The following is a 13,369-nucleotide window of genomic DNA, read 5'->3' as shown; positions in this document are numbered from 1 at the left end:
TCAGGGGCCCCCGGATTTATCCGTGGAGACTTAAAAAAGCGTAGCATCCTGACAAAAACCCCCTGGATTCAATCTAAAATCTAAAATCTAAAATCTAAAATTGGATGACTTCTTCCGCTGTTTCCCTCTCCCAAATTCAGGATTTCCTAGCTCAAACACCTCCCTTTGACCGACTGTCAGAGACGGCTATGACAGCCTTGGTGGCTAAATGCCAACTCCTCGGCTACCGGACGGGGCAACCCCTGTTTGAACGGGAAAAAATGCCGACTCAGGTGGCAATTATCTATCAAGGCCAGGCCCGGCTGCTGGGCTTTGACCAGCGCTCGCAACGCCACGTAAGTTTACGCTTGGTGCAGTCGAAGGAAATCCTGGGCTGGGCTGGCTTGCTCAGGGGAGTTCCCTGCGAAACGGCGATTGCCTCTACAGATGTGATCGCGATTGTCCTACCGGCAGAAGATTTCCTGAGCGTACTCGAAAAACAGCCGACATTTGGAGAAGCCTTTCGGGAACACTGTTCCTTGAGCGAAGTATTTGAACTGTTGAGCCTGGAATTGCAGCGCCAAGCCGACGGCACTTCCAATCTCAAGGAACTCACCCTGCAAGCTTGGCAAGATGCGACAGTTGTCAACGTACCAAACGGCAACAAAAAAACTCAAGACATCGCCAAAGAGCTAGATGCCGATCGATTTTGGCTCGTCAGCAGCGGCGTCTTGGGCGACTTTCCCACCGGCAGCCGCTTCTCGGTGGAAAACGCAGCCAAATCCTTAAAAGTAGAAGGCCGCCTCGGCGCCCGCTTGGTCGGCTTCCGGGAAGCCCCAGAACCCCAACCAGAAACAGAGTCATTAAATGGCACGACAGAGACAGTAGGCCCAGGGCAGAATCCGCCCAGCGGAACATTCATTGAGGTTAAACCCGGCCCTGACCGTCCCCCAGAACCAACAGGCGACCAACCAAAGGATGCCGGGAGATACCCAGTTTTCCGCGCCAAAGGGCAGATTGAGGGCCCGCTTGCTTGCTTCCAAATGTTGAGTAAGTATTTTGGCCTCAAATTTCGTCGAGATATCATCCGCAAAGTTCTAGAAAATCAGTTAAAAACCGCTGGTTCTATCAGTATGCAAGCCTGCGGGGCGATCGCTCAAAGCATCGGCCTCACGCCCCAATTGGCGCAAGTGCCAGCAGAAGCCATCAACCGCATCAAAGCCCCCGTAATGATTAAATGGCAAGATACCTTTGCCATTATTTACAGCATCACCGAGCAAGAATTGGTGCTCGCCACGCCCGAACAGGGGCTGATGCGGAAGCGGATACCTCAGTTTAAAGAAATCTGGGGAGAATCAGGAGAAGTCCTGCTGCTGCAAGCTCCGCAAGTTGAGCAAAAAGAGCAGTTCAGCTTCTGGTGGTTTGTGCCGGCTCTCATGGAACACAAAACAGTGTTTTTTGAGGTGTTGCTCGCTTCGTTTTTTGTACAGTTATTTGGTCTTGCCAACCCATTAATCAGCCAAATAATTATTGATAAAGTCTTAGGTCAGCGCAGCATTGACACCTTGGATATTTTGGGAGCATTTCTGTTAGGTGTTGCTCTGTTTGAAGGACTGCTCAACGGTTTGCGTACCTTTTTGTTTATAGATACCTCAAACCGCATCGATGTCAAATTGAGTGCGGAGGTAATCGACCACTTGCTCCGGCTGCCCCAAAATTACTTTGACAACCGGCGCGTGGGAGATCTGGTTTACAAATTCAGCATGATGGGCCAGATTCGGGAATTCATGACGAGTACAGCTCTGACAGTGGTTCTCGATGCGGTATTTTCGGTGGTTTACGTCGCCGTTATGCTCTCTTACAGCGTGCAGCTAACGGCAGTATCTTTGGCAGTGGTACCGATACTGGGGCTGATGATTGTTCTAATCAATCCGCTGGTGCTGCGCCTGATCAAACAAAGAAACAACCGTTTTGCTGACTCTCAATCTTATTTAGTGGAAGTAGTCAGCGGGATTCAAACTGTTAAGGCTCAAAATATAGAATTGAAATCCCGCTGGGAGTGGTCGAGCCGCTACGCAAAATACATTACAGCCAGTTTTAAAACAATTATCACGGGAACTGCGGCCGGTACGGTTAGCAGCTTTTTAAACCAGGTGGGTAACTTAGCTCAGTTGTGGGTGGGAGCTTATTTGGTACTGGGAAATGAGATTACTCTGGGTCAGTTGATTGCTTTCCGAATTATTTCCGGGAACGTGACTGGTTCGCTGCTGCGTTTTGTGAGCGTGTGGCAGAGTTTCCAAGAAGTATCGATGTCGATCGATATGCTTAAGGATGTGGTCGATACGCCGACGGAAACCAGCGATGAAGACCGCAGCAATATCCCGCTGCCGGCAATTCAAGGGCAGGTTACCTATGAGGAGGTTTCCTTCCGATTTCTCGAAAGCGGGCCACTGCAATTGGCTAATGTTAATTTGGAATTTCCCGCTGGCAGTTTTGTGGGAATTGTGGGGGGAAGCGGTTCCGGTAAAAGTACGGCGATGAAGCTGTTGCAGCGTCTTTATCCGCCGCTGTCGGGCCGGATTTTTATTGACGGCTATGACATTTCTAAGGTGGAACTGTACTCGCTTCGCAGCCAACTAGGGGTAGTCCTGCAAGATACTTTGCTGTTTAACTGTACTGTTCAGGAAAATATTGCTCTGAGCAATCCCGATGCGAGTACAGATGAGATTGTGCGAGCTGCGAAATTAGCTGTGGCTCACGATTTTATTATGGGCTTGCCTGCTGGCTACAATACGATAGTGGGAGAGCGGGGTGCGTCGCTTTCTGGGGGTCAAAGGCAGCGTTTGGCGATCGCCCGGACGATTTTGCAAAACCCGAAACTGCTGATTTTGGACGAAGCTACAAGCGCCCTCGACTACCATTCAGAACGCCAAGTTTGCAATAACTTAGCAGAAGCTTTCGCCGGCCGCACGGTGTTTTTCATAACTCACCGCCTGACTACCATCCAAAACGCTGATGTAATTATTATGATGGATCAAGGTTCTGTAGTTGAGCGGGGAAGTCATAAAGAATTAATGGCTCTTAAAGGGCGTTACTACTGCCTCTTCCAACAACAAGAGTCATCGAATACCTGATCTCTAACAACTCACAACTGATCACTAACGCTTAACAACTGAGAACTAACAAATGGCTATGAAATCGTTAATACTTTCTGAGCAACCAGTCATTCTCGAAAAACCAGCGATTTGGTCGCACTTGTTTTTGTGGATGATCATGCTGATGACCACTTCTGCTGTAGTTTGGGCTTATTTTGCTAGCGTAGAGCAAGCTGTCCCCGCTGTCGGTCAATTGGAACTCAAAGATGGTGCTAGAGACATCCAAGCACCTGCTACGGGCGCTGTGGTGAGACTTCACGTTGAAAATGGCGATCGCGTGGAAAAGAACCAGCCTCTGCTCACTTTCAACCCCCTTGCACCCAGTGCCGATTTAACATCGATACAGAAAACTAAAGAAGCTCTGGAAAAGGAAAATAAATTTTACGAAGATGTTGTCAACGGCAAAATTCAAGGCGCTGTTCCTTCTAACCTAGAATCAACAATCAAGGACAGACAAAGCCTCACGGCACAAAATCAAGTGCTGCAAGCTTTGATTGACGAGCTGTACCTCAACAGGGGAGCCAGCGGAAATTTTGATGGTGCCCAGCAAGGACTTTATGTTAATTATCGATCGGAATTTTTGTCTCGAGTCGCCGCAGCTCAAGGCCAAGTTCAGGAGTTGGAAAAACAACTGAAGCAAGCTCAGGATGCTGAGAAAGCCGCCGGCGATCAAATGACAGTGGCACAGCAACAATTGGGTTTTGCCCAAAACCAATTAAATTATGCTCAGCAGCAGTTAGGTTCTTCGCAAGAGCAAGTAAAATCAGCCCTGGCTCAGAAAGACTTAGCCCAAGAACAGTTAACGAAATCCCAACAAGTATTGAAGTCGAATCAAAACATTCTAGGCAGACTCGCCCCCCTGGTAGAGGAAGGAGCCATCGCTGAACTGCAAAAAGAACGTCAAGAGCAAGATGTTTTCAGAGGCCAAAGCGACGTTCTCAAACAGCAAGATCAAATCAAGCAGCGCGAAGGTGAAATCAACTCTCGCAAGGGCGAAATTAACACGCGCCTCGGTGAAATAAATACGCGCCGAGGCGAGATTAACGCGCGTCAAGGTGACATCCAAAAAATTAGTGCTGACATACAGCGCCAGCAAGGAGAGCAAGCACGCATTCAGGAGTCGATCGCCCGCGCCGAAGAACAGTTGAAAAACACCAAGGATTCCTGGGCAAAAGAACTTTACAGCAAAATTGCTGAAAACGAGAAACAAATTGCCAGCAGCGATTCTCAGCTAAGCCGCTTCAAAGTGGAAAACCTGAAAAAGTTGTCCGAGGTGAACGCTCAGCTACAAAAGGCTCAACAAAACCGCGACACTCAAGTTCTGAAGTCACCCGTATCGGGGGTAATCTTTGATTTGAAGCCTTCTACGAAGGAGAAAGCTAAGTTGGATATGGCAAAAGATCCCATCTGCCAATCCATTATTAATTCGGTGGTGAAACCGGGCGAACCGCGCCCAGCACGCTGCGAAGAAGCTTATTACGAAGCGCAGCAAACTGAAAAGCTACTCAAGGTTTTGGATGACGAAAACGGTTTGGAAGCAGTTGTTTACTTGGAAAACAGCAATGTGGCTCTGGTATTGGATGCTTTGAGACAGAAGCGGGCAAAATTGGAGCCGTATCACGGCAAGCAATTAGACGGAGAAAAGATTGACTGCGAAACAGGTAAAATTTGCGTTTGTCCAGAGAAGGAAATTAACAGAGAGAAACTGGGTTTGACGAAATACCAATGCGTGCCTGTGGAAGTGAATGTAGAAGCTTTCCCGGCGATGGAGTTTGGTACTGCTGAGGGTGAAGTGATAGAGATTAGCAGCGATGCTGAGCCTCCTACTGAACTGCGGAAATACTACGCTTTCAAAACCAAAATTAAGCTCAACAATCAGAAGTTTGTTTTGAACAAGGGCAAGGCAAATGAAGTGGAGGTTAACTTGCAGTCGGGAATGTCCGTGAGTTCTAATATCAATATCGGCAAGCGGACTGTTTTGCAGATGTTTATCAACCGATTTACTGGGAAAATGGATACGTTCAAGACTATTAAGTAATTCGGTTAACGGCTATAAAGAAGTAGGGTGCGCCTAGCGCACCTTACCGCTATAAGTAGATACAACGTCCTTGATAAAATTAGGTGCTTAAAACCCCTCAAAAGTTAAACTTTCGTTGGCTGCTAGACTCAGCTTAGCCGAACGTCCTTCGGTGACTAAAAAATAAATGGTATTTAAGCCGGGTTGATATAAAATGGTGATGGCAATCGGTGCGATCGCACATTGATGAAAAAATTAATCTTATTTACTCTATATCTGATTCCTGTCCTCTTATTAATCGGATTTGTAGCGAATTTTAGCGTTAACGTTCCCGTTGATGACGAGTGGAGGTTAGCTAGCCTTTTTGAAAAAATAGCTGCGGGAAATGTAACTTTTAACGATTTTTGGGCTTTGCACAGCAACCACCGCATACTTTTCCCTAAAATAATTATTGCGGTGCTGGCTTTTGCTTCCCGATGGAATATTAATTATCAGTTGTGTCTCAGCATAGGTTTGGCTGCGATAACTTTTATTGCTATGTACAAGTTATCCTCGATGCAAGTTAAGAATGTCGGGGATGATTTGTGGCATTTAGCTAATATTTTAACTTGTATTTTGCTTTTCTCGCTAGTTCAGCACGAAAACTGGCTTTGGGGATTTCAATTAGCTTGGTTTTTTGTGAATTTATGTTTTGTAGCTGCGGTTTATACGCTGGTTTCAAATCACAAATTATTGCCTAATATTAGAATCTTTATTGCTGCTGTATTCTGCTTTGTTGCGAGTTTTTCGCTGGCTCAAGGCTTGCTGTCTTGGTTGGCTGCAATGCCGGCTGTGGTGGCTTTGGAGGGAAATGCAGCGCAGAAACGAAAAAGAGCGATCGCATGGATGCTGCTGTTTGTAGCAACTTGTGCTGTTTACTCAATAGATTATCATCCTAGCCGGAAAGCAAGTCTTATTTTCTTGTTGAATAAGCCCCTTGTAGTTATTGATTACTTTTTAAGCTTGCTGGGTTCGCCAATTGTGCGATCGCCTGGAATTTCAGCATTGGTTGGATTGCTAATATTTGCAACTTTCTTATTTGTGGGATTCCACTTTGGGAGAAAGATTACCGAGCATCATGAGGCTTTACCTTGGCTGTCAATAGGTTTGTTTTCAGTTTTATCGGCTCTGTTTATTACGGCTGGTAGGGCAGAATTTGGGGCGATTCAGGCCCTAGAATCGTCGAGATATACGACTAATTCGATTTTGCTGTTAATTGCTTTGGTTCAGCTCGGTCAATTGTTTGTCCGAGGTAAGATTGCTACCATAAATCGCAACTATAAATTTGTTTATCGGGTGTTAGCAGGGCTGTTAATTGGGATAATTATTGTTAACTCTCAGCAGGCGATCGCCCAAACTAGATCGGCACTTCTTTACAAACAAGGCGCTCAAGATTGTTTGCAGTTAATTAACTATCTGGAACCGTCGGATTTTTTCAAAAATTCGCCGGAAAGCTGTTTGAGGGTGCTGAGCAAAAAAACTTGGCTGGTGAGAGAAGGCGCTGCAATTATCGATAAAATAGGTTGGATCAAGTTCGCGAAGAATGTAGATTTTATTTCTAATACCGAGAAAGTTTACGGTTATTTAGACAAACCTCCAACTAGCGATAAATCCTTGACTGTTAAGCCAAAGGATGCTGTCAAGGCTGCTGGTTGGGCGGTTTTGCCAGGAAATTTGAAACAACCAAATATTGTACTGCTATCTGTCGGCGATAAACAATCTTTTTTTGCTAACGCTTATGTAAATTTGGACAGTCCCGACATTGCTGAGAGTTTAAAATCTGAGTTATACAATAATGCAAGGTGGGCTGTTGATTTGTCGGATAATAATTTGCCGATCGCCCAAACGGAAATAAAAGCTTGGGTGTATAATCCTGTTGACAACCAGTTTGTCCAGTTGCGCGGAGGATGAGGAGTGAAAATTTCTGTGATAATACCAGCCCACAATGAGGAGGGCTGTTTGTACGGTACTGTGCGGGCGATCGCCCAGACGCTTGATTTAGAAGGCATTCCGCACGAAATTTTGATTGTGAATGACAATAGTGTCGATCGAACTATTGATATTTGCCAGGAGTTGTCAGAGACTTTTCCCACAGTTAGATACATCAACAATCAACCTCCGAATGGTTTCGGATTTGCTGTGCGCCGGGGATTGGCGGAATTTGACGGAGATGCTGTGGCAATTGTGATGGCGGATGCTTCCGACGATCCGATGGATTTGGTAGCAGGATACCGCAAGTTGCAAGAAGGATATGATTGCGTTTTCGGTTCCCGCTTTATCAAAGGTGGCTTTATAGTTGATTATCCCATTCACAAGTTAGCAATTAACCGCTTAGCAAACTGGTTTGTCAAAAGTATTTTCGGCCTGCGCTACAGCGATGTCACTAATGCTTTTAAAATTTACCGCAGAGAAGTAATTGAAGGCGTACAACCGATTTTGAGTCATCATTTTAATTTGACAGTAGAACTGCCTTTAAAAGCAATTGTTCGGGGTTTTTCCTATACGGTGATTCCTCTGAGGTGGTACAATCGGACTGCTGGTATTTCTAAGCTGAAAATCAAAGAGATGGGCAGTCGATATTTGTTTATTGTCTTGTATGTCTGGCTGGAAAAACATCTGTCTCGCGGCGACTACCACCGGACTAGAAAGATAGCAAAGTTGAAAGTGAATGCCTGAAAGAATTTTAATTGTTGGTGGTGCCGGTTTCATCGGCAGTTGTTTGGCAATTGGCCTGAAGAAACTGCACCCGGAATGGCAAATAATTTGTTTAGATAACCTGCGTCGCCGAGGCTCAGAATTGAATCTGCCTCGCCTTAAAAATTGCGGAATTCAGTTTGTTTACGGGGATATTCGCACAGCGGCGGATTTAGATCCAGTTGCACTCAATGCTGACTGCATTATAGATTGTGCTGCGGAGCCTTCTGTGCTGGCTGGTTTTAGTTCGCCTCAGTACGTTTTGCAGACGAATTTACTGGGTACTGTGAATGTTTTGGAGTTGGCGAGACAGACTGGTGCGAGTTTGTTGTTTTTGTCTACGAGTCGGGTTTATCCGATCGCCAGTGTCAAGTCTGTTAAGCTGTTAGAGTTGCCGAATAGATTTGCGATCGCCCCTGAGCAAACTTTACCCGGTATATCCGAGTTGGGCATATCAGAAGACTTCCCATTAAAAGGACACCGTTCACTTTACGGAGCAACTAAATTAGCTTCGGAATTGCTGATTGAGGAATACAGGGAAGCATACAATGTGCCGGCAATTATTAACCGCTGCGGGTTAATTACGGGTGCTTGGCAAATGGGTAAAGTCGATCAGGGAGTTTGTGGTTTGTGGGTGGCGGCTCACTATTTTCAAAAGTCGCTGAGTTATATCGGTTTTGGCGGCAGCGGGAAGCAAGTTAGGGATTTACTGCACGTTGAAGATTTGTTGAGGTTAGTTAATTATCAGTTAGAAAACTTTGCCAAATTTGATGGTGAAGTTTTTAATGTTGGCGGCGGTGTGATCAACAGTCTTTCTTTGGTTGAGACAACTGATTTGTGCCAAAAGATTACCGGGAAATCGATTTCAATTAATCCTGTTTTGGAGGAACGCGCGGGGGATATTCCGATTTTTATTACTGATTCTTCTAGGGTGATGGAGCGCACAGGATGGCGGCCTGTTATTGGGCCGGAAGCGGCTTTGCAGGATATTTATGATTGGATTGCTGCTAATGAGGGGGTGTTAAGTTCGATTTTGTAGGGATTTTTTTAATGGCAGATTGCAAATAGTAGGGTGCGTCGCTATGGGAAATTTCGCCACTATTTGAGTGACGAGAAGCGACGCACCCTACGGCGAAATTTCATCCCCGTCTAAAATTCCCACCATTACCTTCAACAAATCGTCTAAATCGTCAGGAACTGTAAACAAATGGGTGTCTTGAAAAATAGTCTGCTGATTTCTATCTAACTTGCCAAATCGCCAGATATCTCCCATTGTCACCGCACCATAAAAGATATTTTGGTCTTCAACGTGCGACATCGCAATTAATTGTACAGCTAGTTGAGTAAATCCTCTGGTCATATCGTCGTTTTTTGCTTCAATAACTAGCAACTCTTGATTTGACTTCACGAGATAATCTAAACTTCCCTTTAACCAGCTATTAACGTTGAGAGTATACTCAAATCGCAGTTGACATTGACAGTATCGGATGAGATCCAGCAGCACAGGGGATACTAAGGATTCTCTTCTAGCTGTTTCGCTGCTGAGACTGACCAAGGGAAGGATATCTTCTATTTTATCTCTAAGCTCTATAAGTCTGTCTAAGTGTCTAGTTGTTTTCGGTAAAGATAAGCTTCCTTTACTTAGCGAGTAATCAAATTCTGCTAAAATTTCATCCGTTTCGTAAGGTAAGTCAAAGTATGAACGAAAGGTATATTCTCGACCTTCATCTAAGATTTTTTGCTTGACCATACTATTTTAATTTGCAAGGGGTTTGTTTGTACATTATATATCATTTTTTACAACCTTAGAAGAGGAAGTATGGTCTATTTTTAACACGACTCAGCATTTATCCCCAAACTTCTGTCAAATCCAAGACAAAACCAGGCAACACATCTTCGCCGGACAAAGTAACAGGATTTTCCAGCACTTCTACATCTTGATTTTGCCTGTAAATTTCCACCTTTCTGTTTTTTCTATCTATCAACCAACCTAAACGAGCGCCATTGTTCATATACTCTTTCATCTTGGCTCGCAGCGGTTCCATGTTGTCAGTTTTAGAACGAAGTTCTACCACAAAATCAGGACACAAGGGAATAAAGCTTTCTTTTTGTTTTGGGGTGAGTGCATCCCACCTTTCTTGACGCACCCAAGCTGCATCGGGAGAGCGATCGGCTCCATTGGGCAGGTGAAAACCAGTAGAAGAGTTAAATGCTTTACCGAGTCTAGTCCGCCGATTCCACAGCCAGAGTTGCCCTTCTATATCCAGATTCCGATATCCTGTTTCGCCTCCGGTTGGTGGGTTCACGATTAATTCTCCTGTGGCTGTGCGTTCTAATTGTAACTCCCGATTGGCGATCGCCAATTCAACGAACTGTTCGTGGGTAACGGTGAGTGTTAGTGTTAGTGGAATATTGACGGGAAGGGCAGCGGATGATTGAGTTTGTGTCATCATTTTTGTCCTCAAAGTGATGCTTTAATGACAGCTTCATCCTAATTGGACAAAGCCCGAAATGCGGGATAGTTTGTAACTTTTATAATAACACTTAAACGTGCCATCTACAAAGTGCGATCGACCTTTTGTTAACCAAAGCTCGATCGCATCTGGTATCATAGAAAAAAAGTTCCCCGCCCAGACGCAAAAACATGATAACTTCTACAGTTGTTGCCCCATCGAAAATCTACTCTCTAGAAGCATGGATGGAAAGTCCACCGGATATGCAAGAGTGGGTTGATGGCGAATTATTGGAAAAAAATGGCATGACTCTGAAGCATAGCAAGGTGCAAGGAAATCTTTACTTTTATTGGAGAACGTACAAAGACTCTAGCGGACAAGGAGGGGAGGTTTATACTGATGTTCCCTGCCGCACAAACAACCAGGGGCGCTATCCTGATGTTGCCTACCTTCCCCCGGAATTAGCCGCACAATTTGGCAATCTCAAAGTGCTGCCGCAAAGTTTCCCTTTATGTGCTGAAATTGTTTCGCCAACAGATTTGGCGGAAGATGTAATTGCTAAAGCTACAGAATATTTAGAATCGGGAAGTGAGGAAGTTTGGCTGGTATATCCTGAAAATCAGTGGATTATTGTAGTAACAAAACAAACCAGAAGCATCTTTATTTCTGGGGAAACTGTTAGCACTCAAATTGTTTTACCGGGTTTTAGCATTCCAGTAGATGAATTATTAAAATGAGCGATTTCCCTACATTCTCATTTTCAGCCTCTGACTGGAAGTGTCGATATTGAGGAAGATACTCAATTGTTTAGTTTCGATGCTTTAAGAAACATTTGCCCTCCCAAAACTTGCCACAAAAAAGGCAATTTTAAGTAAAGTTTTAACAGCAAGGGCGAAGCCGGTCTGCCTTTCGTCGAAAACGGTAAAAATCTCGGTATAATCAGGTCAATTTCAAAGCCGACAGTTTGTAAAAGCTCTTGTAGCGATAAATGCGTTATCGGTAATTGATGGTCGATAAAATCGTAGTATTCCTTGTAGGAATATTTAAAATTAGGCTGAATTACCAACAGAGAACCGCTAGGCTTGAGGGCCTCGAAGCAAAAGGAGATAATTTCTACAAGTTCCTCTTTGTTGCGGAGGTGTTCAAAAAAATTTGAGATAAAAATGCGATCGAACTGTTCGGTAAAAGATGTGCGATCGTCCAAATTAAACACATCAATATTAAGCACATTTACATCAGGATTGGCAAATAACTTTGAATCGGGATTAATATCTATTAAATATTTTTTTTTAGCCCGAATTTGATTGATAAACTCGCAGTAACCGCCGCCAATATCTAAAACGGTTGATTCGGGAGGAACATAATCTTGTAAGAATTCGTCAATTAAAACTTTCCAGAGTGCCACCTTGGCTTGCAGTTGTCGGGAATCAAATCGATTGGCGTACAATTTTTTGAGATATGCGTCGGCTTTCATAGTAAAATAGCAGAGACTGAGTATGAGTTTATCACGCGATACAGCCAACTATGAATGTTATATCTACTGAAATACCGGAAGTTTTGATTATTGAGCCGAAAATTTTCGGAGACGATCGCGGTTTCTTTTTTGAGAGTTTCAATCACAAAGTTTTTGTCGAAAAAACAGGCGTGACGGCAGAATTTGTGCAAGACAATCATTCCAAATCTTCTAAAAATGTGCTGCGCGGTTTGCACTACCAACTGCAGCAGCCTCAAGGCAAATTGCTGCGGGTAGTTGCTGGCGAAATATTTGATGTAGCGGTGGATATTAGAAAAAGTTCGCCGACTTTTGGGCAGTGGGTTGGGTGTTTGCTTAGTTCAGAAAATAAGCGGCAATTTTGGGTTCCGGCGGGGTTTGCTCACGGTTTTTTAGTGGTTTCCCAGACGGCTGAAGTTTTGTACAAAACTACAGATTATTACGCACCGGCACACGAGCGGTGTATCCTGTGGAATGACCCGGATTTGGCGATCGACTGGCCGCTAGATGGTGCCCAACCAATCTTATCAGCTAAAGACCAAGCTGGACAAACGTTGAAAAGAGCTCAAGTGTTTTGATTATGAAAATTTTACTCGCAGGTGGCAGCGGACAGCTAGCTCAAGAATTGCAGCCGATTTTATTATCTTCGGGAGAGGTTATTGCGGTTGATCGCACTCGCCTCGACTTATCACAACCCGAAAGCATCCGTCAAGCAATGGCTGAAATTCAACCGGATTTAGTCGTCAATGGGGGCGCTTACACTGCGGTAGACAAAGCAGAAAGCGAACCGGAATTAGCAAACGCTGTCAACGGTATTGCACCCGGAATTCTCGCAGAAGAATGCGAAAAACTGGGAGCAAGTTTGATTCACTTTTCTACTGATTATGTCTTTGACGGCAGCCACGGTTCTGCTTATCTGGAAACAGATTCTACGAACCCGCTGGGAACTTACGGCAAGTCGAAATTAGCAGGCGAGGAAGCAATTCGGAAAGCGGGAAACCGACATATTATTATTAGAACCGCGTGGGTTTACGGCAACGGTGGCAAAGGTAATTTTGTCAAAACCATGCTGAGGTTGGGAAAGGAAAGGGAAGAAATTCGAGTAGTAGCAGATCAGATCGGAAGCCCTACTTGGACGGGCGATTTAAGTGCGGCCACTTCGCAAATTATTCCTCTCCTTGGGCAAGAAACTTTTGGGACTTACCACTACACTAACAGCGGTGTTTGTAGCTGGTACGATTTTGCGATCGCCATTTTTGAGGAAGCAGCACAACTCGGCTTTCCCCTAAAAGTTCAGCGCGTAATTCCCATCACCACCTCCGAATATCCGACACCCGCAAAACGTCCGGCTTTTTCTGTCCTCTCTACGGTAAAAATATCAGCACTTCTAGGCACGTATCCTCCCCACTGGCGGCAAGGACTCAGAAAAATGCTGGCAAGAGAAGTGAAATAAAAAATTGAGGAAAACTCAAAACGCGAGGGCGGGTTTTGTTAATGAGTTACCTGTTATTTCCAAAGTTTCTCACCTAAACCCGCCTTT

At 44.7% G+C, this 13,369-nt stretch carries 11 protein-coding genes; 8 read left to right on the top strand and 3 right to left on the bottom strand.

All coding sequences use genetic code 11. The annotated features are described in order from the left end of the window. Nucleotides 1-104 precede the first annotated feature (104 nt). The 5 genes from QUA36_RS07425 to QUA36_RS07405 all read left to right on the top strand — a co-directional run bounded on the left by QUA36_RS07425 (nt 105) and on the right by QUA36_RS07405 (nt 8,923). Nucleotides 105-3,113, top strand: coding sequence for a peptidase domain-containing ABC transporter (locus QUA36_RS07425; protein ID WP_333456479.1), 3,009 nt, complete (start codon nt 105-107; stop codon nt 3,111-3,113). Between the two features lie 58 nt (nt 3,114-3,171). Next, nucleotides 3,172-5,172: a chromosome partitioning protein ParA gene (locus QUA36_RS07420; protein ID WP_333456477.1), complete on the top strand. Its 2,001-nt coding sequence runs from the start codon at nt 3,172-3,174 to the stop codon at nt 5,170-5,172. Nucleotides 5,173-5,397: 225 nt separating this feature from the next. Then, on the top strand, nt 5,398-7,101 hold the full coding sequence (locus tag QUA36_RS07415) for a hypothetical protein (protein WP_333456475.1): 1,704 nt from the start codon (nt 5,398-5,400) through the stop codon (nt 7,099-7,101). Between the two features lie 3 nt (nt 7,102-7,104). Then, complete coding sequence (locus QUA36_RS07410; RefSeq protein ID WP_333158027.1) at nt 7,105-7,866, top strand: glycosyltransferase family 2 protein; 762 nt, start codon at nt 7,105-7,107, stop codon at nt 7,864-7,866. Further along, a complete protein-coding gene (locus QUA36_RS07405; RefSeq protein ID WP_333456473.1) occupies nt 7,859-8,923 on the top strand; it encodes an NAD-dependent epimerase/dehydratase family protein in 1,065 nt (354 codons plus the stop codon). The genes QUA36_RS07410 and QUA36_RS07405 overlap by 8 nt, the downstream gene beginning before the upstream one ends. Nucleotides 8,924-9,010: 87 nt before the next feature. Here QUA36_RS07405 and QUA36_RS07400 read toward each other — a convergent pair whose 3' ends face one another. Together QUA36_RS07400 and QUA36_RS07395 are read right to left on the bottom strand one after the other, a co-directional pair. Beyond that, complete coding sequence (locus tag QUA36_RS07400; RefSeq protein WP_333313553.1) at nt 9,011-9,634, bottom strand: hypothetical protein; 624 nt, start codon at nt 9,632-9,634, stop codon at nt 9,011-9,013. 97 nt (nt 9,635-9,731) lie between these two features. After that, entirely contained in the window at nt 9,732-10,334 is a 603-nt protein-coding gene (locus tag QUA36_RS07395) for a Uma2 family endonuclease (RefSeq protein ID WP_333335080.1), read from the bottom strand. A 194-nt stretch (nt 10,335-10,528) separates the two neighbouring features. On the opposite strand from QUA36_RS07395, the gene QUA36_RS07390 reads away from it, so the two are divergent. Next, the gene (locus tag QUA36_RS07390; protein WP_333456471.1) at nt 10,529-11,074 is read left to right on the top strand and encodes a Uma2 family endonuclease; all 546 of its coding nucleotides are present in this window, start codon (nt 10,529-10,531) and stop codon (nt 11,072-11,074) included. A 62-nt stretch (nt 11,075-11,136) separates the two neighbouring features. On the opposite strand, the gene QUA36_RS07385 is transcribed toward QUA36_RS07390, so the two are convergent. Further along, nucleotides 11,137-11,811 carry a methyltransferase domain-containing protein gene (locus QUA36_RS07385; RefSeq protein ID WP_333456469.1) on the bottom strand — a complete coding sequence of 225 codons (675 nt, stop codon included), beginning with the start codon at nt 11,809-11,811 and terminating at the stop codon, nt 11,137-11,139. 50 nt (nt 11,812-11,861) lie between these two features. Between QUA36_RS07385 and rfbC the strand changes: the two genes are divergently transcribed. Both rfbC and rfbD read left to right on the top strand, forming a co-directional pair. Further along, entirely contained in the window at nt 11,862-12,407 is a 546-nt protein-coding gene (rfbC, locus tag QUA36_RS07380; protein ID WP_333456467.1) for a dTDP-4-dehydrorhamnose 3,5-epimerase, read from the top strand. A 2-nt stretch (nt 12,408-12,409) separates the two neighbouring features. Continuing rightward, nucleotides 12,410-13,282 (top strand): dTDP-4-dehydrorhamnose reductase, encoded by an 873-nt coding sequence (gene rfbD / locus QUA36_RS07375; protein ID WP_333456465.1) that lies wholly within the window; start codon nt 12,410-12,412, stop codon nt 13,280-13,282. Nucleotides 13,283-13,369 lie beyond the last annotated feature (87 nt).

It is taken from the genome of Microcoleus sp. Pol10D4 (assembly GCF_036701555.1).
Classification (GTDB): Bacteria; Cyanobacteriota; Cyanobacteriia; order Cyanobacteriales; family Microcoleaceae; genus Microcoleus.
This window is presented reverse-complemented; position numbering and strand designations above follow the sequence as displayed.

Coding starts and splice junctions, on each gene's coding strand:
- QUA36_RS07385 (WP_333456469.1), bottom strand. CDS start 11,811: ATGAAAGCCGACGCATATCTCAAAAAATTGTACGCCAATCGATTTGAT.
- QUA36_RS07425 (WP_333456479.1), top strand. CDS start 105: ATGACTTCTTCCGCTGTTTCCCTCTCCCAAATTCAGGATTTCCTAGCT.
- QUA36_RS07390 (WP_333456471.1), top strand. CDS start 10,529: ATGATAACTTCTACAGTTGTTGCCCCATCGAAAATCTACTCTCTAGAA.
- QUA36_RS07400 (WP_333313553.1), bottom strand. CDS start 9,634: ATGGTCAAGCAAAAAATCTTAGATGAAGGTCGAGAATATACCTTTCGT.
- QUA36_RS07395 (WP_333335080.1), bottom strand. CDS start 10,334: ATGACACAAACTCAATCATCCGCTGCCCTTCCCGTCAATATTCCACTA.
- QUA36_RS07415 (WP_333456475.1), top strand. CDS start 5,398: ATGAAAAAATTAATCTTATTTACTCTATATCTGATTCCTGTCCTCTTA.
- QUA36_RS07405 (WP_333456473.1), top strand. CDS start 7,859: ATGCCTGAAAGAATTTTAATTGTTGGTGGTGCCGGTTTCATCGGCAGT.
- QUA36_RS07420 (WP_333456477.1), top strand. CDS start 3,172: ATGAAATCGTTAATACTTTCTGAGCAACCAGTCATTCTCGAAAAACCA.
- rfbD (WP_333456465.1), top strand. CDS start 12,410: ATGAAAATTTTACTCGCAGGTGGCAGCGGACAGCTAGCTCAAGAATTG.
- rfbC (WP_333456467.1), top strand. CDS start 11,862: ATGAATGTTATATCTACTGAAATACCGGAAGTTTTGATTATTGAGCCG.